The sequence below is a fragment of the Sinomonas cyclohexanicum genome, assembly GCF_020886775.1.
Lineage (GTDB): Bacteria > Actinomycetota > Actinomycetes > Actinomycetales > Micrococcaceae > Sinomonas > Sinomonas cyclohexanicum.
The window spans coordinates 341,414-363,021 of the sequence record NZ_AP024525.1 but is presented as its reverse complement, the minus strand read 5'-3'; the positions used below and the strand labels follow the sequence as shown (position 1 = coordinate 363,021).

General features: G+C 70.5%; 22 protein-coding genes and 1 tRNA gene. 9 read left to right on the top strand and 14 right to left on the bottom strand.

What is annotated here, in order from left to right; all coding sequences use genetic code 11:
* Positions 1-33: 33 nt before the first annotated feature.
* The 4 genes from SCMU_RS01755 to SCMU_RS01740 are packed head-to-tail and all read right to left on the bottom strand — an operon-like array spanning position 34 to position 3,005.
* Positions 34-795 carry an ABC transporter permease gene (locus tag SCMU_RS01755; RefSeq protein WP_229231254.1) on the bottom strand — a complete coding sequence of 254 codons (762 nt, stop codon included), beginning with the start codon at positions 793-795 and terminating at the stop codon, positions 34-36.
* Positions 792-1,613 (bottom strand): ABC transporter ATP-binding protein, encoded by an 822-nt coding sequence (locus SCMU_RS01750; RefSeq protein WP_229231253.1) that lies wholly within the window; start codon positions 1,611-1,613, stop codon positions 792-794. The genes SCMU_RS01755 and SCMU_RS01750 overlap by 4 nt, the downstream gene beginning before the upstream one ends.
* Before the next feature lie 56 nt (positions 1,614-1,669).
* Positions 1,670-2,461, bottom strand: coding sequence for a DUF4097 family beta strand repeat-containing protein (locus SCMU_RS01745; RefSeq protein WP_229231252.1), 792 nt, complete (start codon positions 2,459-2,461; stop codon positions 1,670-1,672).
* A gap of 1 nt (position 2,462) precedes the next feature.
* The gene (locus SCMU_RS01740) at positions 2,463-3,005 is read right to left on the bottom strand and encodes a histidine kinase (protein WP_229231251.1); all 543 of its coding nucleotides are present in this window, start codon (positions 3,003-3,005) and stop codon (positions 2,463-2,465) included.
* An 80-nt stretch (positions 3,006-3,085) separates the two neighbouring features.
* Between SCMU_RS01740 and SCMU_RS01735 the strand changes: the two genes are divergently transcribed.
* Positions 3,086-4,108 (top strand): D-2-hydroxyacid dehydrogenase family protein, encoded by a 1,023-nt coding sequence (locus SCMU_RS01735; RefSeq protein ID WP_229231250.1) that lies wholly within the window; start codon positions 3,086-3,088, stop codon positions 4,106-4,108.
* 18 nt (positions 4,109-4,126) lie between these two features.
* On the opposite strand, the gene SCMU_RS01730 is transcribed toward SCMU_RS01735, so the two are convergent.
* Positions 4,127-4,885, bottom strand: coding sequence for an SDR family NAD(P)-dependent oxidoreductase (locus SCMU_RS01730; RefSeq protein ID WP_229231249.1), 759 nt, complete (start codon positions 4,883-4,885; stop codon positions 4,127-4,129).
* Between the two features lie 10 nt (positions 4,886-4,895).
* Positions 4,896-5,333 (bottom strand): class I SAM-dependent methyltransferase, encoded by a 438-nt coding sequence (locus tag SCMU_RS21110; protein WP_443020198.1) that lies wholly within the window; start codon positions 5,331-5,333, stop codon positions 4,896-4,898.
* A 179-nt stretch (positions 5,334-5,512) separates the two neighbouring features.
* On the opposite strand from SCMU_RS21110, the gene SCMU_RS21105 reads away from it, so the two are divergent.
* Together SCMU_RS21105 and SCMU_RS01720 are read left to right on the top strand one after the other, a co-directional pair.
* Positions 5,513-5,767: a hypothetical protein gene (locus SCMU_RS21105; protein WP_443020197.1), complete on the top strand. Its 255-nt coding sequence runs from the start codon at positions 5,513-5,515 to the stop codon at positions 5,765-5,767.
* A gap of 94 nt (positions 5,768-5,861) precedes the next feature.
* The gene (locus SCMU_RS01720; RefSeq protein WP_229231248.1) at positions 5,862-6,071 is read left to right on the top strand and encodes a dodecin; all 210 of its coding nucleotides are present in this window, start codon (positions 5,862-5,864) and stop codon (positions 6,069-6,071) included.
* A gap of 46 nt (positions 6,072-6,117) precedes the next feature.
* On the opposite strand, the gene SCMU_RS01715 is transcribed toward SCMU_RS01720, so the two are convergent.
* The 3 genes from SCMU_RS01715 to SCMU_RS01705 form a co-directional block, all read right to left on the bottom strand.
* Positions 6,118-7,776, bottom strand: coding sequence for a VWA domain-containing protein (locus SCMU_RS01715; protein ID WP_229231247.1), 1,659 nt, complete (start codon positions 7,774-7,776; stop codon positions 6,118-6,120).
* A gap of 168 nt (positions 7,777-7,944) precedes the next feature.
* On the bottom strand, positions 7,945-9,459 hold the full coding sequence (arfA, locus tag SCMU_RS01710; protein WP_229231246.1) for an arabinosylfuranosidase ArfA: 1,515 nt from the start codon (positions 9,457-9,459) through the stop codon (positions 7,945-7,947).
* 348 nt (positions 9,460-9,807) lie between these two features.
* Positions 9,808-9,883 (bottom strand) — tRNA-Lys (locus tag SCMU_RS01705).
* Positions 9,884-10,024: 141 nt separating this feature from the next.
* Here SCMU_RS01705 and SCMU_RS01700 point away from each other — a divergent pair.
* The 3 genes from SCMU_RS01700 to SCMU_RS01690 all read left to right on the top strand — a co-directional run bounded on the left by SCMU_RS01700 (position 10,025) and on the right by SCMU_RS01690 (position 12,614).
* Positions 10,025-10,696: a DNA-directed RNA polymerase subunit beta gene (locus SCMU_RS01700; protein ID WP_229231245.1), complete on the top strand. Its 672-nt coding sequence runs from the start codon at positions 10,025-10,027 to the stop codon at positions 10,694-10,696.
* Between the two features lie 273 nt (positions 10,697-10,969).
* The gene (locus tag SCMU_RS01695) at positions 10,970-11,587 is read left to right on the top strand and encodes a hypothetical protein (RefSeq protein ID WP_229231244.1); all 618 of its coding nucleotides are present in this window, start codon (positions 10,970-10,972) and stop codon (positions 11,585-11,587) included.
* Between the two features lies 1 nt (position 11,588).
* Positions 11,589-12,614, top strand: a complete 1,026-nt coding sequence (locus tag SCMU_RS01690) for an inorganic phosphate transporter (RefSeq protein ID WP_229231243.1) — start codon at positions 11,589-11,591, stop codon at positions 12,612-12,614.
* 76 nt (positions 12,615-12,690) lie between these two features.
* Here SCMU_RS01690 and pstB read toward each other — a convergent pair whose 3' ends face one another.
* From pstB to pstS, 4 genes are all read right to left on the bottom strand, one after another.
* Complete coding sequence (pstB, locus tag SCMU_RS01685; protein ID WP_229231242.1) at positions 12,691-13,470, bottom strand: phosphate ABC transporter ATP-binding protein PstB; 780 nt, start codon at positions 13,468-13,470, stop codon at positions 12,691-12,693.
* A 35-nt stretch (positions 13,471-13,505) separates the two neighbouring features.
* Complete coding sequence (gene pstA, locus SCMU_RS01680; RefSeq protein ID WP_229231241.1) at positions 13,506-14,612, bottom strand: phosphate ABC transporter permease PstA; 1,107 nt, start codon at positions 14,610-14,612, stop codon at positions 13,506-13,508.
* 1 nt (position 14,613) lies between these two features.
* Positions 14,614-15,621 carry a phosphate ABC transporter permease subunit PstC gene (gene pstC, locus SCMU_RS01675; RefSeq protein WP_443020196.1) on the bottom strand — a complete coding sequence of 336 codons (1,008 nt, stop codon included), beginning with the start codon at positions 15,619-15,621 and terminating at the stop codon, positions 14,614-14,616.
* An 81-nt stretch (positions 15,622-15,702) separates the two neighbouring features.
* Complete coding sequence (gene pstS, locus SCMU_RS01670) at positions 15,703-16,821, bottom strand: phosphate ABC transporter substrate-binding protein PstS (protein ID WP_229231239.1); 1,119 nt, start codon at positions 16,819-16,821, stop codon at positions 15,703-15,705.
* 311 nt (positions 16,822-17,132) lie between these two features.
* On the opposite strand from pstS, the gene SCMU_RS01665 reads away from it, so the two are divergent.
* The 3 genes from SCMU_RS01665 to disA all read left to right on the top strand — a co-directional run bounded on the left by SCMU_RS01665 (position 17,133) and on the right by disA (position 20,866).
* Entirely contained in the window at positions 17,133-18,194 is a 1,062-nt protein-coding gene (locus tag SCMU_RS01665) for an FUSC family protein (RefSeq protein WP_229231238.1), read from the top strand.
* 63 nt (positions 18,195-18,257) lie between these two features.
* Positions 18,258-19,670 carry a DNA repair protein RadA gene (radA, locus tag SCMU_RS01660; RefSeq protein ID WP_229231237.1) on the top strand — a complete coding sequence of 471 codons (1,413 nt, stop codon included), beginning with the start codon at positions 18,258-18,260 and terminating at the stop codon, positions 19,668-19,670.
* A 119-nt stretch (positions 19,671-19,789) separates the two neighbouring features.
* Positions 19,790-20,866 carry a DNA integrity scanning diadenylate cyclase DisA gene (gene disA, locus SCMU_RS01655; RefSeq protein WP_229231236.1) on the top strand — a complete coding sequence of 359 codons (1,077 nt, stop codon included), beginning with the start codon at positions 19,790-19,792 and terminating at the stop codon, positions 20,864-20,866.
* Positions 20,867-20,884: 18 nt separating this feature from the next.
* On the opposite strand, the gene SCMU_RS01650 is transcribed toward disA, so the two are convergent.
* Positions 20,885-21,559 carry a hypothetical protein gene (locus SCMU_RS01650; RefSeq protein WP_229231235.1) on the bottom strand — a complete coding sequence of 225 codons (675 nt, stop codon included), beginning with the start codon at positions 21,557-21,559 and terminating at the stop codon, positions 20,885-20,887.
* Positions 21,560-21,608: the final 49 nt, after the last annotated feature.

Below are 21,608 nucleotides of genomic sequence, written 5' to 3'. Positions count from 1 at the left end.
GGGCCGGTGAGGCCGCAGCGCTCCCCCCGCCGGCTAGGAGACCTTGCTGCGGTAGACCCGCATCGCCACGGCGTACGCGACCACGAGGATCCCGACGCACCAGGCCAGGGCGACCCAGATGCCGGAGCCGACCGACTGGCCCATGAACAGGTCGCGGATCGCGTTCACGATCGACGTGACCGGCTGGTTCTCTGCGAACCAGCGCACGGGGCCGGGCATCGTCGCGGTCGGGACGAACGCGGAGCTGATGAACGGCAGCAGGATCAGCGGATAGGAGAACGCGCCCGCGCCGTCCACCGTCTTCGCGGTCAGGCCGGGGATCACGGCAAGCCAGGTCAACGCGAGCGTGAACAGTGCCACGATGCCTGCCACGCCGAGCCAGGCCACCACGCTCGCCCCCGTGCGGAAGCCCATCGCCAGCGCGACGAGCACCACCACCACGACGGCGACCATGTTGGCCACGAGCGAGGTCAGCACGTGCGCCCACAGCACGGAGGAGCGCGCGATCGGCATGGACTGGAACCGCTCGAAGATGCCGCCCTTCATGTCCATGAACAGCCGGTACGCCGTGTACGAGATGCCGGACGCGACCGTGATCAGCAGGATGCCCGGGAGCAGGTACTGCACGTACGAGTCCGAGCCGGAGTTGATCGCGCCGCCGAGGACGTAGACGAACAGCAGCATGAAGGCGATCGGCATGAGCGCGGTGGTGATGATCGTGTCGGGACTGCGCAGGATGTGTCGCAGCGAGCGGCCTGTCAGGACGGCGGTGTCGCCGAAGAAGTGCGTGGTCATGGGAGTTCCTTTGTCTTGCTGAGATCCGTCGTGCTGAGATCTGTCGTGCCGAGATCTGTCGTGCCGACAAGTGCGAGGAACACGTCCTCGAGAGTCGGCTGCTTCTCGACGTACTCGACCTTCGCGGGCGGCAGGAGCCGCTTGAGCTCGTCGAGGGTGCCGTTGACCAGGATCCGGCCCTCGTTGAGGATGGCGATCCGGTCCGCGAGGTGCTCGGCCTCGTCGAGGGTCTGGGTGGTGAGCAGCACTGTGGTGCCGTTCCGGGCCAGGTCCCTCACGGCCGCCCACACCTCGAGCCTGGCCTGCGGGTCGAGCCCGGTGGTGGGCTCGTCGAGGAAGATGACCGATGGGTGGCCGATGAGGCTCATCGCGATATCGAGTCGGCGGCGCATGCCGCCGGAGTACGTCGACACCTTGCGGGAGCCGGCGTCCGTGAGCGAGAAGCGCGCGAGGAGGCCGTCCGCGATGCCTCCCGGGTCGGGCTGGTGGCGCAGCCGTGCCACGAGCACAAGGTTCTCGCGGCCGGTCAGGATCTCGTCGACGGCAGCGAACTGCCCGGTGAGGCTGATGGACTCGCGGACCTGGGCCGGGTCCGAGGCGACGTCGAAGCCGTTGACTGCGGCAGCACCGGCGTCGGCCGCGAGGAGTGTGGCCAGGATGTTCACGATCGTCGTCTTGCCGGCCCCGTTGGGGCCGAGCAGGGCGAAGATGCTGCCGCGGTCCACATCGAAGTCGACTCCGCGCAGGACCTCGAGCTTCTTGTAGGACTTCTCGAGGCCTCGCACCCTGATGGCGGGTGCCGTGGTGGTTGAAGGCATGACGGTACTCCTTCCTGAAGTACGTGCCTGCAGGAATTGATGGGTTCAGTGGGCCGTCAGGCCCGCCGGATAGTCACCGACCCGTAGTTTGAGCGGGCGGTGACCTCGAGCCGCTCGGTGGCCTGTGGCGGCGTGTCCGAGCGGGTGAGTTCGTTGCGGATGCGGCCGTAGTTGGTGGAGACATCGAGCCGAGCGGCCGTCCCCTCGGCGAGGCCGACGATGAGATCGGAGTAGGTGGACGTGAGATTCAGGCTGCCCGAGACGGCCTCGCGGACCCTGATGCTCCCGTAGGGGCACGTGACGTGGGCCGATCCGGCGACGCGGCCGAGGGACACCCCGCCCGTCCCGCACTTGATCTGCACGGCCCCGGTCAGGTCCTCGACGCGGACCATCCCGGCCGACGCCGCGAGCGTGCCGTCCACGCGCACGCGGCCGGCCTCGACGTCCCCCGCGGAGCTCTTGAGGTCCACTGACGCGCCGTCCTCGACACGGACCGTTCCCGCGCGGGTCTTTGCGATGACGCGCCCGAGCGGCCCCGACGTGATGACGTCGCCGTAGGCGAGCGAGGCCTCAAGATCGGAGCCGGAAGGCAGATCGACCGTGACCACGACGGATCCGAGCCGTCCGAGGACGCCGAGCACACGCTGCTTCGGGGTGCTGACCTCGAGCCGGCCGTCCGCGAAGCGGACCGCGGTCCCGGCCGCGGCCTCCTCGTCCGCCTTCCTGCCCGAGCGGGCGGGCGCGACGTCCACCCTGGCCGTGGACGTCGCGGAGCTCCGCACGATGACGTCTGCGTAGGCGACGTCAAGGACCGCGCGGACGGGCCCCTCGGTCTCGAACTCGTCCATATCAGTACACCCACCCTTCGAGGCGCGAGCCGTTGCGGCCCTCAGGCACTCCGGGATCGGCGTGGAGGGGCCGCTGTGGTGCCGGACGCAGCGCCGTGGTGAGCGTGCGCACGAGGAACGCATTCACCGAGAGGCCCTCGCGCTCCGCCGCTGCCTCGATCTGCGCCTTGAGCGCCTCCGGCGGGCGGAAGCTGATGCGCGCGGTGCCGGCCTCGGCGGGAGGCTCCTGAGCGGCGTCGTCCTTGGCGATGCTCAATGGCGCCACGGCGACGTCATCCCTCGAGGAGGACTCACCCGCCGCTGGCGGCCGGTGGACCACGAAGTCGATGTCACGCCCGCGGAGCCGCAGCTCGGCCGACCCGGGCGCGAGCTCGAGTGTCACCTCCTGCATGGCCTCGGACAGTGCGTCCTGGAGGACGAGCCGCGCAGAGGCCTGAAGCGGTGCGGCGAGCCGCTCGGCGAGCTCGACCATCTCGTCCCCGCCGAGCGCGGCCGCGTCTGCGAGCTGCCGCGACAAGTTCAGGAGGTGCGCGTCGATGTCCATGACTTCATGATGGCGCCATCATGGCGTCACCGTCAAGAGTCGGCCATCGCCAAGGGTTGGAAGGGTCCTAGGCTGGACGCATGACTTCACCCACTGAACTGCGCCCCCACGATCTCCACGGCGTCAGGATCGCGATCCTTGACGACTATCAGGGGGTGGCCCGGGAAGTCGCGGACTGGTCCAGCCTCGAGGCGGCCGGCGCGGAGGTGACGGCATTCCGCGGGCATCTCGGGCACGACGACGCCGCCGTCGCCGCGGCGCTTGAGCCGTTCCAGGTGATCGTGGCGATGCGGGAGCGGACCCCGCTCAATGCGGCCCGGCTCGAGCTGCTCCCGAATCTCAGGCTCATCGTGTCCACCGGCCGGCGCAACGCGTCGATCGATCTCAAGGCGACCTCCGCGCGCGGCATCCCGGTGTGCGCGACCGGCTACCTCCCCTCCCCCGCGGCCGAGCACACGTGGGCGCTCATCCACGCCGCCACCCGCCGCCTCGACGCGGAGCTCGGCAGCGGCGGCACCGGCTGGACGCACGACGACGGGTGGCAGACGACCGTGGGCCAAGGCCTCGAGGGGCGTCGGCTGGGGCTGCTCGGGCTGGGCAATCTGGGGGAACACGTGGCGCGCGTGGGGCTCGCTTTCGGGATGGAGGTCGTGGCCTGGAGCCAGAACCTCACCGATGAGCGCGCCGCGGAGGTGGGCGTGCGCAGGGTCGAGAAGGAGGAACTCTTCGCCACCGCGGACATCCTCACCGTCCACCTCGTGCTGTCCAAGCGCTCGCGCGGACTCGTCGGGGCAGCGGAGCTCGCGCTCATGAAGCCGGACGCCCTCCTGGTGAACACGTCGCGCGGCCCGATCGTCGACCAGGGCGCCCTCGTGGACGCCCTCGCAGCCGGGACGATCGGCGGCGCCGCCCTGGACGTGTACGACGTGGAGCCGCTCCCCGCGGACCACCCGCTGCGCACCGCCCCGAGGACCTTCCTCACGCCGCACATCGGGTACGTGACGCGCGAGCAGTTCGAGGTCTTCTACCGGGACGCGGTCGAGGACATCAAGGCGTGGGCCGCCGGGAATCCAGTCCGCGTCATGGAGCTTCCAGCCAAGTAGTCGGCCCGTCCGCCAGACTCAGCGCCTCGGGCGCCTCGGCGGGCCGCCCATGAGCCGGTCCGGGAGGGCCCTCGAGGCGGCCACGACTGCCTTGTACAGAGCGGAGGGGACCGAGACGGCCTTGCCCGCCTCGTTGTCGCGGAGCCCCTCACGGACCACCCGCTCGGCCGAGAGCCATGCCCACCCGGGCAGGCCTCGCGTCTCCATGCCCATGCGTGCATGGAACTCGGTCCTCGTCAGACCCGGGCAGAGCGCGGTGACCTTGACGCCCGAGCGCCGGTAGTGCACGTTCGCCCACCGGCTGAAGGCCAACAGCCAGGCCTTCGCCGCCGAATATGTCCCGCGGGGCAGGTACGCCGCGACGCTCGCGACGTTGATGATCCGCCCCTCGCCGCGGGCAAGCATGCCCGGGAGCACGGCCCGCGTCGTGGCCAGCGCAGCCTCGACATGGAGCCGCAGGTGGTGGACCTCGTCCTCGAGGGGCGTGTGGTGGAAGTCGTGCAGGAGGCCGAGGCCCGCGTTGTTGACGAGGATGCCGATGGGCCGCGACGGGTCTGCGAGGCGGGTCGTGACCATGCCCAGCCCGATCGCGTCGGTCAGGTCCGCCGCGAGCACCTCGACCTCGATGCCGCGGGCAGTCCGCAGCTCCTGGGCGAGGGCCTCAAGCCTGTCCTGGCCGCGCGCCACGAGCACGAGATCGTAGCCCTGCGCCGCGAGCTGCCGCGAGAATTCGGCCCCCAGACCGCTGCTCGCCCCGGTGATGAGCGCCGTCGTCATACGTCCCAGCCTACCGACGCCTCACCGCCGCCACCGCGACCGCGCCGAAGTCATGGTCCTCCTCGGCGCGCGGATGAAGCCCGACGGCGCCGAGGAGCCCGAGCGCGGCACTGACCTGCCGCGCACCCACCTCGATCAGGAGGAGGCCGCCCGGCGCGAGCCACTCCTGCGCCTGTGCCGCGATGCGGCGGTGGAGATCAAGCCCGTCGGCGCCGCCGTCGAGTGCAGTGACGGGCTCGTGGTCGCGTGCTTCCGGAGGCATGAACGCGATCTCGTCGGTCGGGACGTACGGCGCATTCGCGAGGATCACATCCACGCGTCCCCGGATACCGGCGGGGAGCGGGGTGAAGAGGTCGCCGGTGTGCACGTGCCCGCTCAGTGGGGCGAACCTGGCGAGGTTCCGGCGTGCGTACTCGGCGGCAGCCGGGTCGACGTCCGCCGCGTGCAACTCGAGGGCCCGCTCGGGCCATCCGTCGGCCTCGAGGGTCGCCGCGAGGGCGCCCCCAGCGCCGCCGAGCCGCAGCAGAGATCGATGACGACGGCCGGCGAGCCGGGGGGCTCTTCCGGCAGCATTCCGTGCACGGCACCGGCAGGAGGTGACCCCCAGGAGGTGACTCCCCGACGGAGGTGATCCGCGGCGAGCCGGACGAGCAGCTCGGAGCGGCGGCGCGGCACGAACACCCCGGGCCCGACGGCGATCCGCAGCCCCGCGAACTCTGCCCACCCGAGAAGGTGCTCGAGGGGCTCGCCAGCTGTGCGCCGGGCCACGAGCCGACCCAGCTCGTCCCGGTCCGTCGCGGCCTCGACCAGGAGCGCGGCCTCGTCCTCTGCGAAGACGCACCCGACCGCTCGCAGCCGCCCCGCGACCCGGATGAGTGCTGAGAGCGGCGGTTCCGCGGGCTCTGGCCAAGCACTGGTCACGGGGATAGTCTGCCAGCACCCGGATGGACGATTCACCCGAAACGAGGGACGAACCATGGCCAGCAACACGTACAGCATCTCCGAGATCGTCGGCACGAGCCCGGACGGGATCGACGCAGCCATCAAGAACGGCGTCGCGGCCGCTGCCCAGACCGTGCGCAACCTGGACTGGTTCGAGGTCCAGTCCGTGCGGGGCCACCTCGAGGGCAGCGAGATCAAAGACTGGCAGGTCACCCTGAAGATCGGCTTCCGCCTCGAGCGCTGACCTGCGGAGCTGCCGCGCTAGTGTGCCCGCAGCTCCTGCGCCCCTGCTACTGTGCCCGGGCCACCAAGGCCTCGGTGAACACCTTCGGGATGTCCGCCGGGTCCTTGGCCACATAGCTCGACCCGCCCGTGGCGGCGGCAATCTGCTTCAGCACGGCCTCGTCGGCGTCCGAGGTGATGCCGATCGTCACGAAGACCACAGGTCTGGCCGGGTCCTTCTCGCGTGACAGCGTCGCGAGGAGCTCCTCAAGCGTGATCGAGTTCGGCTTCTCGTTGGCGCCGTCGGTGAAGAGGATCACCGAATTGACCGCGCGCGGGTCGTAGCCTGCCTTGACCGTGCGGAAGGCGGCGAGCGCCGTGTCGTAGAGCCCGGTGCCGCCCCCCACGAGCCCGCCGAGCGACTGGATGTCGCCCACAAGCCGCTGCCGCTGCGTCTTCCCGCCCGTCACGGCGTCCATACGCCGGATCGGGTCGAGCTCCTTGAAGTCCTGGCCGGGGCCGCCCAGGCCCACGGAGAATGCCCACATGCCCAGCTGCGCGTTGTCTGGGAACAGGGCCGCACCCTTGGCGGCGGCGTCCTGGGTGAGCTGCATGCGGGTCTTGCCGCCGGCATCGAGATTCATCGATCCGGAGACGTCCATCACCACGAGGGAACGGAACGGCACGGCCTGCAGGGCCCACGTCTTCGTGGCGCGGGTCAGCGCGTCCGCGGAGGGCTGCGCGGGCCTGACCTCCCCGACGAACCGGTCGGCGCCGCTCTGCGGCACGGAACCGCCGGGGACGCGCAGGCCGTGGTCCGCGAGGGCGCGGTGGGCGGCGTCGTCGGACAGGGTGCCGGCGAGTGCGCGGGCAGCCTCGACCGCGCCTGCGCGCCGGGCCGGGTCCGCGCTCGTGACGGCGATCGGGTAGTCGGCGAGCGCCGCGGCGCCGCCCGGCGCCGAGGCGGTGAGCTTCGTGTTCGGCCGGCTCGCGGCATAGGCAACCCACGCTGCCTCGGAGACCACGGCGGGCGAGTCGGAGCGCTCGGCGGCGTCGAGCAGCGCCGAGTCGGCGAGGCTCGCACGGGACTTCTGCCCCGCGCTCTGGGCCAGCTTTCCGAGGGAGGCCGCGAGCGAGGCCGGGTTCGCAGCTCCGGATTCGCCCTCGGCCACGGCGCTCGCGAGGGCCGCGGCCGCGCTCGCGCTCGTGAGGGGATCGCCCACGAGGAGCCCGGGGGTGTCGAGGAGCTCGGACCAGCTCGCGGGCGCGGGGGCGACGTTGGAGCGTGCCACGACGGACGGCGACGATGCGACCGAGGCCACCGCGATGTCCGGCTTCGGGAGCGCCACAACGGAGGTGACCCGGGTGGACGAGTCGGAGAGCCACAGGTCCGGCGCCTGGGCGCCGGCAGCGACGCGGGCGGCGATGTCCGTCTGCTCGGCCACGTCGACCCTGAAGGCTGCACACGCTGATGGACTCACCCGCCCCACAGCGTCGTTGACCACTGGCAGCATGGTCGGATCGACGAGGAGGCTATACGTCTCCGTCTTGTTGCAGGACGCGGCGGTGGCGCTGAGAAGCCGCGGTACCAGGGCCCACGCCGCGATACCCACCACGACGAGGACGCCCACGGCGATGAGGGCGACCCTCGCCAGCCGGTTCCTCCGGCGGCGCGCGCGCCATCCGCTCTTCGCCTCGGCACGGCTCGCGACCCTGCGTCCCGCCATGGCATTCCTCCCAGCACAGGTGGCATCAGCTCATCGAGCACGCGTCTGCCCCGCGAGGGGACCCCGCCGGCCACGTGTGATCCCCGCCATCATAGCGGGCCGGCGCGGAACGTGAGTGCGCCCTCTCACAAGGGCGGGGATGCCTTCGCAGGCCGGCTGCCCGCCCGGCTACCCGAGCCTGAGCATCGCCCAGCTGACCGGGGGCAGCGCCGCGGTGAGCCGGCCGGCGTCGAGCGCCGGGCCCTCGAGCGGCATGGGCAGCACCGACGTCGAGTCCTCCTCGGAGGCCCGCCAGAGCGGGTCCTCGTGCGCGAAGACCACCGCCTCCACCAGCGCGAGCCCGGCGAACGCGCTGACATCGGCCTCGAGGGCGAGCGGGGCATCCGTGCCGCGGTTGACGGCGAACACGGTCACGGCGCCGGACGCGGCGTCGTGCGTCGCGACGGCGGAGAGGGCGGCCACCTCGCCGTGCTCCGCGGACGCATACGACGGCGACTCGGTCGCCACCTCGAGCACCTCGCCGTGGGCGTGGGCGGAGGTGAGGGCGAAGGGATGGAACGTGGTCTGCTTCCAGGCGGCGCCGCCGGGTGCGGTCATGATCGGAGCGATGACGTTGACGAGCTGGGCGAGCGAGGCCGAGTGGACCCGGTCGGTGTGGCGCAGGAGGGTGATGAGCAGGTCGCCGACCACCACGGCGTCGGCCACCGTGTAGAGGTCCTCGGTGAGTGCGGGCGCCTCGGGCCAGTCGTCCCCGGTCGGGACCGGCACCCGAGGCCGGGACATGTGCCACACGTTCCACTCGTCGAAGGAGATGTGCACGTCTTTGCTGGTCTTCTTCACACTCTTGACGTGGTCGATGTGGGCGACGATGTCGCGGATGAAGGCGTCCATGACCGTTCCGGCCGCGAGGTGGTCGGCGAGGTCGCCCTTGTTCTCCACGTACAGGTGCGCGGAGATGTAGTCCACAAACTCGTACGTCTCCCCCAAGACGATGCGCTCCCACTCGCCGAACGTGTCCATGCCCGGCCCGGAGCTGCCGCACGCGACGAGCCGCAGCCCATCCCCGCCCACCATCCGCAGCGCCCGGGCCGTCTCCGCGGCGAGCCGCCCATACTCCACCGCCGTCTTGTGTCCGATCTGCCACGGGCCGTCCATCTCGTTGCCGAGGCACCAGACCGTGATGCCGTAAGGCTCCGGGGCGCCGTTCTTGCGGCGGAGGTCGGACAGCGCCGTGCCGGAGGGGATGTTGCAGTACTCGAGGACGTCGAGCGCCTCCTGCACGCCGCGGGTGCCGAGGTTGACGGCCATCATGGGCTCCACGCCCGCCTTCGCGCACCATCCCACGAAATCGTCGAGGCCCACCTGATTGGTTTCGGTCGAGTGCCATGCGAGGTCGAGTCGTCTGGGGCGCTGGTCCTTGGGGCCGATGCCGTCCTCCCAGCGGTACCCGGAGACGAAGTTGCCGCCGGGGTAGCGTACGGTGCTCACCCCGAGCTCGCGGGTGAGATCGAGGACGTCACCGCGCCACCCGTCGTCGTCCGCGGTGGGGTGCCCGGGCTCGTAGATGCCGGTGTAGACGCAGCGGCCGAGGTGCTCCACGAACGTGCCGAATGTCTCGCGCCGCACGGGCCCCACGGTGAAGGCGGGGCTCAGGGTAATGCGGGCTGTCTCTGCGGGGGCCATGCTTCCCCACGCTTTCGTGCCGGGGCAGGCACGTCAACCCCTGGACGGCTTCACGAACCCCGCTACCCACTGGTAGCGTCGTCCACGCGCGGCATGCCGCCACTGCTGGGGAGTGGTGCGGAAGCCGTTGCCGCGCCGAGGCGCCCGGGCCGAGTCCCCCATGAGGCCCGGGCGCCTGGCGATGCCGGGCGACGTGAGTCACGTGGGTCAGCTGGGTCGATTCTCATCGCGCCGCGCGCGGACAGCCCGGCTAATGTGGTGCTCCACGTCGTCGGCCGCGGACCTCGCCGAGCGGCCCCTTGGTCCGCGAGAGAGCTCTCCAAGGTGCTCGCGCCAAGATGTGCACTCTGGTGGGCCCCGTGGGTTTCGAACCCACGACCCGCGGATTAAAAGTCCGCTGCTCTACCAACTGAGCTAGAGGCCCGGCGCCCGGCGCGTGCCGGACGGGACAACTCTAGCGCAGCGCAACCACCCGCCGTCGTGCGTGCAGTGTGAGCCCGGGGTATGTGCCCGCGCCAACACGCGCCAACAGGAGTACCGTACTGGGCATGAACGAGGCAGAGTCATGAGCGGGAACCCAACATCCGGCGGGCCGGGGGGAGACAGTTCCGGCCCGGTCAGGCCACACAAGCCGAAGCCGTTCGCGCCCATCGACTTCGAGCCGTTCGCCGGCGGCGCGGATCCCGCGCGGGTCTCCGAGGCCGCGCACCTCGCGGCGCAGGCCCTCGTGCGGCGCGGCCGCGAGAGCGACGACCCGGAGGTGACCCGCCGCCTCGTGCGCCTCGCGGACGAGCAGGGCCTCGACGCGATCGCTGAGATGTGGGCCGAGAGCCCCGCCCGCTCCCTCCCGGGCGCCCTCTGGCGCCTCTACGCGCTGCGCGCGGCCACGAAGCAGGACCCCGAGCGGATCTCCGTCTACTTCCGCGCCGGCAAGGACACGGCCCAGGTCGAGCACGTCGTGGCGGGCGTGGCCGAGCCGCCCGGCGCGGACGAGCTGACGGCCATGGCGGACGCGATCCTCTCCGGTGCGTTCGACGGCGAGTTCGACGTCGCGCTCGAACGCTCGGCGGCGTTCTGCCGCGTCGTCGCGCTGGGCCAGGCCACGGTCGCGGACAGCGCCGAGTGGGCCAATTCGCAGCACGCGACCAAGCTCACGAAGAGCGCGCACCAGCTCGTGAAGACCGCGGAAGACCTTGAGGCCAGCGCCAATGCGTGGCGGCGTGGGCAGCTCGACTGACCGCGCGCCACTAGCTCCTTTGGCGCCCGGAGTCAAGGTTGACTGCCCCGGCCGCCCGTAGAACACTGTAGGTGGCGTCGAGCCGCGGAACCCCCGGGCTCCAACTTTGAGCCGCTTCGAGCGGCCTCCCGCCGAGAGGCGGTCCCGGTTCGGCGCCTTTGACTTGCCCGCGAAGAGGCGGCTCCGCCTCCTCGCAAGGGGTCGTTAACCGGGGTCGCGTAAGATGCCCACAGCCGGCACCCGCCGGCCGATGGTCAGTGCCCCCGGAGACCCATGAAGTTCAGGCTTTTCCCGCAGGAGACCGCGGGCCTCGAACTGCTCGCATCGATGGCCCAGCAATCCGTGCTTGGCGTCCAGACACTCTCGGAGATGTTCGGCGCCCGCCGCGCCGACTACGAGCAGCTCGTGGACACGCTCACCGCCAACGACGCCCGCTGCACTGAACTCTCCCGGACGCTGCTGACCCAGCTGCGCACCAGCTTCGTCAACCCCCTCCCCCGCGAGGACCTGCTCATCCTCTCGGAGTCGCTCTCGGAGACGACGGGCCACCTCCTGGCCGTGGGCGAGCTCATGCAGCTCCACGCGATCGACAGGCTCCCGTCCGAGGCCGCAGACCTGCTGGGCATCGTGGGCCGGCAGACTGAGCTGACTGTGGGCGCGATGCGTTCGCTCTCCCGACTCGAAGACCTCGAGGACTACTGGCTGGAGATGGTCCGGCTCGCCCGTCGCGCTGAGCACACCTACCGGGTGTGGAGCGCCAACGCCCTCCGCGAGCTCTCCATCGGCCACTTCGCCCGCACCGTCGAGGTGGCCCGCGCACTCGTGGCCGCCGTGCATTCACTCCAGGCGGTGGCCATCCAAGTCGGCCGGATCATCGTGCGGGAGTCCTGAGGTGACGGCAGCGCTCACCGGCGCGGTCATCGTGCTGGTCGGCGTCTTCGGATTCCTCAACGGCTTCCGCGATGCCTCCACCTCGGTCGCGCTCACGGTCCGCACCCGCGCGCTCACACCGCGCATTGCCCTCGTGCTCACCGCCACGTTCAACGTCCTGGGCACCCTGACGAGCGCCTGGCTGCTGAAGAACATCGGGATGGCCTTCATAGCGGTCCCCGACGGCGGAGACGGGCTCGTGCTGCTCGCGGCGACGCTCGTCGCGGCCATTCTGTGGGGCGTCTACGGATGGTGGAAGGGCTTCCCTGCTTCCTCGACGCATGCGCTCGTGGGCGGCCTCATCGGGGCGAGCGTTGGCCTGACGCTCCTCGGCGACCGCGCACCCTCCCACCTCGACAGCGTCTTCTGGGTGTCCGTCGGGCTCCCGCTCGTCCTGTCCCCGCTGCTCGCCTTCGGTGCGGCGTTCTTCCTCACCCCGCTCGTGACCTGGATGATGCGCTACAGCCAGCCGAACCAGGCGCACGCGGGCCTGCGCGCCGCGCAGTCGGTCGGCGCGTCGATCGTGGCGTTCGGACACGGCCTCCAGGACGGCCAGCGCCTCATGGCCCTCTTCATCGTCACGGCGCTCGGCTCGGAGGCCGGCTTCGGCGAGGTGCCGGTCTGGGCGGCGGTGGCCGCGGCGGCAGCCATGGGAGCCGGAACGCTCGCCGGCGGCTGGCGCATCACGTACACGCTCAGCCACCGTCTCGTCCGGGTCGACCCCCTGCGCGCCTTCGTATCCCAGCTCGTCACGAGCGTCATGCTCGTCTTCGGCTCGCTCGGCCTGCACTGGCCGCTCTCCACCACGCACACCGTCGTGGCCTCGGTGCTCGGCGCCGGCGCGAACCAGGACTTCGCCGCCGTCAACGGCCCGCTCGTGGTGCGGCTCATCCGCTTCTGGCTGCTCACCCCGCTCACGACGGCGGTGCTCGGCTTCATCTTCGGCCTCGCCTTCGAGCCGTTCGAGGACCTCCGCTGGCGGCCATGACAGAGGCGGGCCGCCGCGCCCTGGGCGCGGCAGCCCGCCGTCGTGCGCTCGGCCGGAAGGGCCTCCCGGCCGCTGATCACCCGAAGCGGCCGGAGACGTAGTCCTCGGTCGACTTCTCAGTCGGGTTGTTGAAGATCGTGGTCGTGTCCGCGTACTCGATGAGCTTGCCCGGCTTGCCCGTGCCGGCGATGTTGAAGAACGCCGTCTTGTCCGAGACGCGGGCCGCCTGCTGCATGTTGTGCGTGACGATGACCACCGTGTAGTTCTCCTTGAGCTCCTCGATGAGGTCCTCGATCGCGAGCGTGGAGATGGGGTCGAGGGCCGAGCAGGGCTCGTCCATGAGGATCACGTCCGGCTTGACCGCGATCGCGCGGGCGATGCAGAGGCGCTGCTGCTGGCCGCCGGAAAGGCCCGAACCCGGCTTGTTGAGGCGGTCCTTGACCTCGTTCCAGAGGTTCGCGCCGCGCAGGGACTGCTCCACGAGCGCGTCCGCGTCCGCCTTGGAGATCTTGCGCCCGTTGAGCTTCACGCCGGCGAGCACGTTGTCCTTGATCGACATCGTGGGGAACGGGTTGGGCCGCTGGAAGACCATGCCGATGTGCGAGCGGACGGCCACCGGATCGACGCCGGGGCCGTAGAGGTCGTCCCCGTCGAGGAGCACCTCGCCCTCCACACGGGCACCGGGGATCACCTCGTGCATGCGGTTGAGGGTGCGCAGGAACGTGGACTTGCCGCAGCCTGACGGGCCGATGAACGCCGTGACGGACTTCGGCTCGATGTTGATGTTGACGCCCTCGACAGCGCGGAAGTTGCCGTAGTAGACGTTCAGGTCCTTGACGTCGATTCGCTTGGACATGGTTTCCTTCTTGGTCTTCTTGGGTCGGTGCGGCGTCAGCGGCCGGTCTTCGGCGCGAAGAGGCGTGCGATCAGGCGGGCGATGAGGTTCAGCAGCATGACGAAGATGATGAGCACGAGCGCGGCGCCCCAGGCGCGCTGGGCGCTCGGACCCGGGTTCGACGGCGAGGTCGGGTTCAGGATCTGCGTGTAGATGAACGTGGGGAGCGAGGACATCCAGTCCGCGAACACGTTCATGTTGATCTTCGTCGCGAAGCCCGCGGTCACGAGGATCGGTGCCGTCTCGCCGATGACGCGGGCGATCGCGAGGGTCACGCCAGAGGCGATGCCGGAGATCGCCGTCGGGATCACGACCATGAGGACGGTGCGCCACTTCCGCACGCCCAGGGCGTAGGAGGCCTCGCGGAGCTCGTTGGGGACGATGCGCAGCATCTCCTCGCTCGAGCGGACCACGACCGGGATCATGAGCACGGAGAGCGCGACGGCGGCCACGAACCCGGTCTTGGTCCCGGGACCCATGAGGGTCGCGAAGAACGCCGCAGCGAAGAGGCCGGCCACGATCGAGGGGATGCCCGTCATGACGTCCACGAAGAACGTGATGGCCTTGGACAGGCGGCCGTCGTTGCCGTACTCGACGAGGTAGATCGAGGTGAGGAGGCCGATCGGGACCGAGATGATGGTGGCCCACAGGGTGATGAGCAGGGTGCCCATGAGCGAGTGGTAGATGCCGCCGAGGACCTTCGTGCCGTTGGTCGCGGACGCGTTGTCCTGGATGCCGCTCACGCCGTTCATCGACGTCCCGAGGAATCCGGGCGTGGTGAGGCCCTTGAGCCCCTCGGCCAGCACCGTCCAGATGACCGAGATGAGCGGCAGCAGCGCGATGAGGAAGGCGCCGACCACGAGGCAGGTTGCGAGCTTGTCCTTGGCCTTGCGGGCGCCCTCGACCGAGCCGCTCCACGCGACGTAGACGATCGTGAACGCGATCGCGGCGAAGATGCCCCAGCCGAAGAAGTTGAAGCCCACGAGGGAGGACAGAGCCGCCCCCAGAACGAGCGCGACGACGAGCGCCACCCACGGCGCATAGCGCGGCAGGCGGTTCCGTGTCAGGGCCGAGGTGCGGCGCTGCGGGACGGTCATGGCCATGTCAGTTCGCTCCCGAGAATTCCTTGTGGCGGCTGATGACCCAGCGCGCCACGATGTTGACCGCCAGCGTGATCACGAACAGCACGAGGCCCGCCGCGATCAGCTGGCTGAGGCTCAGCCCGGTCGCCTCCGGGAAGTTCAGCGCGATCTCCGCGGCGATCGTCTGGTTGCCCGACCTGATCAGGCTCGCGATGAGCGGACCAGAGGACAGGACGAGGGCCACGGCCATGGTCTCGCCGAGGGCGCGGCCGAGGCCCAGCATGACGGCGCTGATGACGCCGGGGCGGGCGAACGGGAAGACCGTCATGCGGACCATCTCCCAGCGGGTCGCGCCGAGCGCGAGCGCGGCCTCTTCGTGCAGCTTGGGCGTCTGCAAAAAGATCTCGCGGGAGATCGAGGTGATGATCGGGATGACCATCACCGCGAGCACGATCGAGGCCGTGAGGATCGTCTTGCCAGTGGCCGAGGCGGGGCCCGCGAAGATCGGGATCCAGCCGAGCGTATCCGCGAGCCACGTGTATCCGGGGACGACCGCCGGGGCGAGGAAGAGGATGCCCCACGCGCCGAACACGACCGATGGGATCGCCGCGAGCAGGTCGATGACGTAGCCGAGGATCTGGGCGAGGCCACGCGGAGCGTAGTGCGAGATGAAGAGCGCGACGCCGATCGAGATGGGGGTTGCGATGACGAGGGCGATGGCCGCGGCGATCACCGTGCCGACCACGAGCGGGACGATGTATGCCCAGAAGCCCTTGCCGCCGGCGATCTGGTCCTGCGGGGCAACGAGCGCAGGGAACGCCTGTGCGATGAGGAACGCCGCAACCGCGAAGAGGACCACGAGGATGATCACGCCCGCGGCGAGCGCCGCCCCGGAGAAGACCTTGTCCCCGGCCGCGCCGCCGGCGGAACCGAACCGGCTCGACCGCTCGGCGTTCTTGTTGGTTTGAGTTGTGGTCACATCGGGCCCCTTGAGTGCGGAGCGGCTGGATCCGCCGTCTAGTCGTGTCATCGTGTCACGCCCCCTAGTACTCAACGCAATGCCCGCCTCGTCCGATTACTCGGTCGAGGCGGGCGTGCATCGCGGTGTTGATTAGGACTTGACCTTGATCGAGTCGATCGCGGTCTTCGCCTTGGCGGCGAGGTCCGAGGAGAGCGGAGCGCTCTTCGCGGCGGCGGCGGCGTTCTTCTGGCCGTCGGCGGAGACGACGTAGGACTCCCACGCCTTCACGAGGTCCACGGTGGCCTGATCCTTGTAGGTCGTGCAGACCACGTGGTACGAGACGAGGACGATCGGGTAGGCCGAGGAGTCAGTCGTCTTGCGGTCCAGGTTGAGCGCGAGGTCGTTGGCGGCGCGGCCATCGGCCGGCTTCGAGACGGCGACCGCCTTGGCGGCACCCTCGGCGGAGAGTGCGACGAACTTGTCGCCGACCTTGATCTTGGCCTTGCCGAGGCTGCCCGTCACGGCCGAGTCGTCCGCGTAGGCGAAGGCGCCGGGGGTGTCGGTGACCGTCTTGACGACGCCGGAGGTGCCCTTGGCGTTCTCGCCCGGGAGCGAGGCCGGCCAGGTCTGGGCGCCCTTGTCGGTCCACACCGACGGGGCAACGGCGGCGAGGTACTCGGTGAAGTTCTGCGTGGTGCCCGAGTCGTCGGAGCGGTGCACCGGCGTGATCTTCAGGTCGGGGAGCTTGGCGTCCTTGTTGTCCGCCGCGATCGCCGGGTCGTTCCAGTTGGTGATCGTGCCGCGGAAGATCTTGGCGATCGTGTCCGCGGTGAGGTTGAGGTCCGTCACGCCCGGGACGTTGAAGGTCACGGCGATCGGGGAGATGTAGACGGGGATGTCGAGCGCGCCGTCGGGACCGCAGACGGCCTTGGCGGACTCGAGCTCGTCGGTCTTCATCGCGGCGTCGGAGCCGGCGAACTGGCTCGCGCCGGAGATGAACGTCTTGCGGCCCGCGCCGGAGCCGTCCGGCGAGTACTGGACCGTCACGCCGGGGTTGGCCTGGGTGAAGCCCTGCTTCCACGCGTCGATGGCCGAGGACTGGGCGCTCGAGCCGGTGCCGGTGAGGGTGCCGGTGACCTTCGGGCCGGACGAGGCCGAGCCGGTGTTGGTGGTGCCAGCAGCGTTGTCAGAACCGCAAGCGGACAGCGCGAGCGCGCCAGCTGCGACGACAGCGACGGCCGAGAGGCGGCCGATACGGAGAGCCTTCACGAAGATGCCCCTTCCAGGGTGATTGGGTGCGTACGAACCGTACTGAAGTCGAAGCTAGAGCCGACAGGTAAAGAGTCTGGCCGCCGATGGTTAACGGAGAATGAACTGCGCACGGATTCAGCGTGACGCGGGCCCTTCGGGGCTTGCTATCTTCGTCACATCGGACTAATAGGCCGAGGCGCGCGCGGGCTCCCCGGACTGCGGGCTCCCTAGACTTCCCTGTATGGACTTCTCGGGCAGCCGGCCCGGCCCGGACCGGGCCGTGGGCGATCGCGCGGGACTACCTCAGGGACCTGAGGTCGGCGGGCCTCGTGCGGGTCCGCCGGTCGGTCATGCCGGCGGTCGCGATGACCTTGGGCGCGGTGCTCGCCTACTTCATCGCGGAGACGGTCCTCGGGCACACGGGCCCGATCTTCGCCGCGACCTCGGCGATCGTCTCGCTCGGGTTCGGCCGCGACCTCACGGTCCGCAAGGTCCTCGAGGTGGCCATCGGGTGCACGCTCGGCATTGCTGTCGGCGATCTCCTCATGCACTTCCTCGGCTCGGGCCTGTGGCAGGCCGCCGTCATCCTGTTCGTCTCGATCCTGCTCGCGCGGCTCCTGGACCGGGGCGTCATCTTCGCCACGCAGCTGGGGCTCCAGTCCCTCCTCGTGGTGCTCCTGCCGGCGCCGAGCGGGGGCCCGTTCACGCGGAGCCTCGATGCCGTAGTCGGCGGACTCATCGCGCTCGCCCTCACGGCGCTCCTCCCCCGCGATCCGCGCGTTCAGCCGCGCCGGGACCTGCGGGAGCTCGTGGGCACGTTCTCGACGATGCTCCGCGAGTGCGCCGTGGCGCTGGCGGATGCCGACTCGACCCGTGCGTGGCACGCCCTCGTGCGGGGCAGGGGCTCGCAGGCCAAGGTCGATGCGATCCGGGCAAGCCTCAAGTCGTCGACCGAGGTGACGCGCCTGGCCCCCGCCTACCGGCGCCACCGCGGCGAGCTCGAGGAGATCGAGAACGCCGTCGAGTACCTCGACCTCGCGATGCGCAACGGGCGGGTCGTGGCGCGGCGGCTCGTCTCGGTCATCAACAACGCGGCCGTGACCCAGACGGCGGCGGAGAGCATCGCAGGGCTGCTGACCGACACCGCCGACGCGCTCGAGAACATGGCCGTCGGCCTCGTGAGCGAACGGCGGGAGGAGCGCGCTGCGCACCTGCGCGCCGCCCGTCGCGCCCTCACCGACGTCGCCGCACGGGCGCACCCGCGGGATCTCCAGGTGGAGCGGCTCGAGGGAGAGACCCTCGTGGTCCTGCTCCGGCCCATGCTCGTGGACCTCCTCGAGGCCACGGGGGACGACCACGACGAGGCGGTCGCGGCGCTGCCACGCATCTGAGCCGGCCGCGTACGCCGGGATTGCGCGCCAGGATTGTCGGTGGCCTCGCATAGCCTTGGGCCCATGGCAACGAAGACCGCGGCACGCAGCACCCCCCGCAACGGCAAGGCTCCCGGGTACCGGTGCGCCGAGTGCGGCTGGACCGCGGCGAAGTGGGTGGGGCGCTGCGGCGAATGCCAGGCGTGGGGCACCGTCGAGGAGGTCGGCGCCGTCGTCGCGCGCACGACGGCGGCTGCCTCGGTCCTCGAGCCGGCGCGCCTCATCGCCGAGGTCGACTCGACGGACGCTGCCTTCCTGCCCACGGGCGTCGGGGAACTCGATCGTGTGCTGGGGGGCGGGCTCGTCCCCGGCGCCGTGATCCTGCTCGCGGGGGAGCCCGGTGTGGGCAAGTCGACGCTCCTGCTGGACGTCGCCGCGCGGGTCGGTTCGGACGCCTCGGGCACGGGCGGGCGGGACGTCCTCTACGTCACTGGCGAGGAGTCGGCCGCGCAGGTGAAGCTGCGCGCGGACCGGATCGGCGCCGTCGCGCCCCGCCTGTTCCTCGCCGCCGAGACGGACCTCTCCCAGGCCCTCGGGCACGTCGAGAAGGTCTCACCCCAGCTTCTCATCGTGGACTCGGTGCAGACACTCTCGAGCCCTGAGGTAGACGGAAGCGCGGGCGGCGTCTCGCAGGTGCGGGAGGTCGCGGCGTCGATCATCGCGGCCGCCAAGCGGCGCAACATGACCACGCTGCTCGTGGGCCACGTGACGAAGGACGGCTCGATCGCGGGCCCGCGCCTGCTCGAGCACCTCGTCGACGTCGTGTGCCAGTTCGAGGGCGAGCGGCACTCCCGGCTCCGCCTCCTGCGCGCGGTCAAGAACCGCTACGGTCCCACGGACGAGGTGGGCTGCTTCGACCTCACCGAGACGGGGATCGTGAGTGTCACGGACCCGTCCGGCCTGTTCGTCTCCCGCACCAAGGACCCGGTGTCCGGGACGTGCATCACCGTGACCCTCGAGGGGCGGCGCCCGCTGCTTGCCGAGGTGCAGTCCCTCCTCGCGGAGTCCGCGACGGCCCAGCCGCGCCGCGCCACGAGCGGGCTCGACTCCTCCCGCGTCGCGATGCTCCTCGCCGTGCTCCAGCAGAGGGCCGGCTGCCTGCTGCACAAGGACGACACCTACGTGGCCACGGTGGGCGGGGTGCGGCTCAGCGAGCCCGCCACGGACTTGGCGGTGGCCCTCGCCGTAGCTTCGGCGAAGACCCGCACTGCGCTCCCCCAGCGGCTCATCGCGTTCGGGGAGGTGGGCCTCGCGGGCGAGGTGCGGCCGGTCCCAGGGATCGGGCGTCGCATCCAGGAGGCCCACCGCCTCGGATTCACCCACGCGGTGGTCCCGGCGAGCCCCAATGGGCCCGGAGAGGTGCCGGACGGCTTCCGGGTGAAGGAGGTGAGCCACGTCGCCGAGGCCCTCGAGCTCCTGATTGGGGGCGACGCCTAGGCCAGCTGTGCCCTAATCGTTGCCAAGTTCGCGCGGCAGCGCTCAACGCGCGAACGCGCTCGCGGATACCATGGGAACCGTGCGCCGCGCCACGCGTGACGCAAGAAAGGGAAATTCTCATGGCTCGGACCCCCGAGGACGTGCTCAAAGCCACCTTGGCCCGGGTCGCACCCGGAACCGACCTTCGCGACGGACTTGAGCGCATCCTGCGTGGCCGCACCGGAGCGCTCATTGTCCTCGGTTACAACCCCACGGTCGAGTCCCTGTGCTCCGGTGGGTTCGAGATCGGGATCGAGTTCTCCCCCACGCGCCTGCGCGAGCTGGCCAAGATGGATGGTGCGATCGTCTGCGACAGGGACGCCCGGAGCATCGTCAAGGCGGCGGTGCACCTCGTGCCCGACTCGTCGATCGAGACCCACGAGTCCGGCACACGCCACCGCACCGCAGAGCGGGTCGCGAAGCAGACGGGCCTCCCCGTGGTGTCGGTGAGCCAGTCGATGCAGATCATCGCGCTCTATGTCCAGGGCATCCGGCACGTCATCGAGGACTCCGAGCGGGTCCTCGCCCGCGCCAACCAGGCCCTCGCGACCCTCGAGCGGTACCGCGCCCGCCTCGACCAGGTCACGCACTCCCTCTCCGCCCTCGAGATCGAGGCCATGGTCACGGTGCGGGACGTCGCCCAGACCCTCCAGCGTCAGGTGATGGTCCAGCGCATCTCGGAGGAGATCTCCCAGTACCTGCTCGAGCTCGGCAACGACGGCCGCCTCCTGGCCCTCCAGCTCGAGGAGCTCACGGCGGGCCTCGGACCCGGCGCGGACGTGGTGATCCGCGACTACGCCGGCGACGATGCCTCACCGGAGACCATCGACTCCGCCGTGGAGTCGCTCATGGAGCTCTCGAGCGTCGACCTCATCGACCTCAACAAGATCGCCGCGATCCTGGGCTACGCAGGCGGGACCGAGACGCTCGACGCCGTCGTGCAGCCGCGCGGATACCGCCTCATCTCCGGCCTCAAGCCGGTTCCGCGCGCCGTCGCCGATCGCCTCGTGGACCACTTCGGGGGGCTGCAGAACCTCATGGCCGCGACCATCGAGGACCTCATGACCGTGGACGGCATCGGCGAGCAGCGCGCGCGCACGGTCCGGGAGGGCCTCTCCCGCATGGCCGAGGCCAGCCTTCTGGACCGTTTCCTCTGATCCCGACGCGCCTCCGGGCTACTTGAGCTCGAAGACGGCCTTCGAGCTCGTGGTCGCTCCCAGCGACGCAGTCATGACGTAGATCCCGGGCTTGGGCAGCACCGTGACCGCCTTGCACCCTTCCGTGCTGCGCACCCGGTCCCACGGGAAGTTCGCCGTCTCGGACGCCCCGGCCGCGATGGTCTTGGGGAGATCCTGAGCGTCCGCCTGGCAGTCCTTCGAGGAGAAGACCCGATCGGTGCCGCTCACCACGAGGAATTCCATCTGCTTGGTGCCCACGTTGACCTCGCACGGCGTGGGGTTCCCGTTGGTGACCTTGAGCGTGAAGACCGGCTTCTCGTTCGGGGCGTAGCTCGGCTTGTCGGTCGAGGCGGAGACCGTGATGAGGTGGGTGTCGCAGGCCGCCGTGGTGGTGGAGGTCGCGGCGGGCGTCGCGGCTGCACCCGCCGAGGACGACGCCGACGGGTTGCCGCCCGCGGGTGGCGTCGCCGTGGACGTCTGGTCGGCACTGGATGAGGGAGCGCCGGATTCTGTCCCGGCAGGCTCCGCCGCTGCCGTCCGCGCGCCCGGGTCCTGGGCGACGGAGCTGACGGCCACGACGGCGGCCCAGATGCCCACGCCGAGCACCCCGAGCACGAGGACCATGAGCACGAGCACCGCGATCCGCCGGCGCCGGTACACGGCGGGGCTCACCCTCCGAGTGCGCGGAGCGGGGCCCTTTGCCCCTGCCGATGCTGCCCGC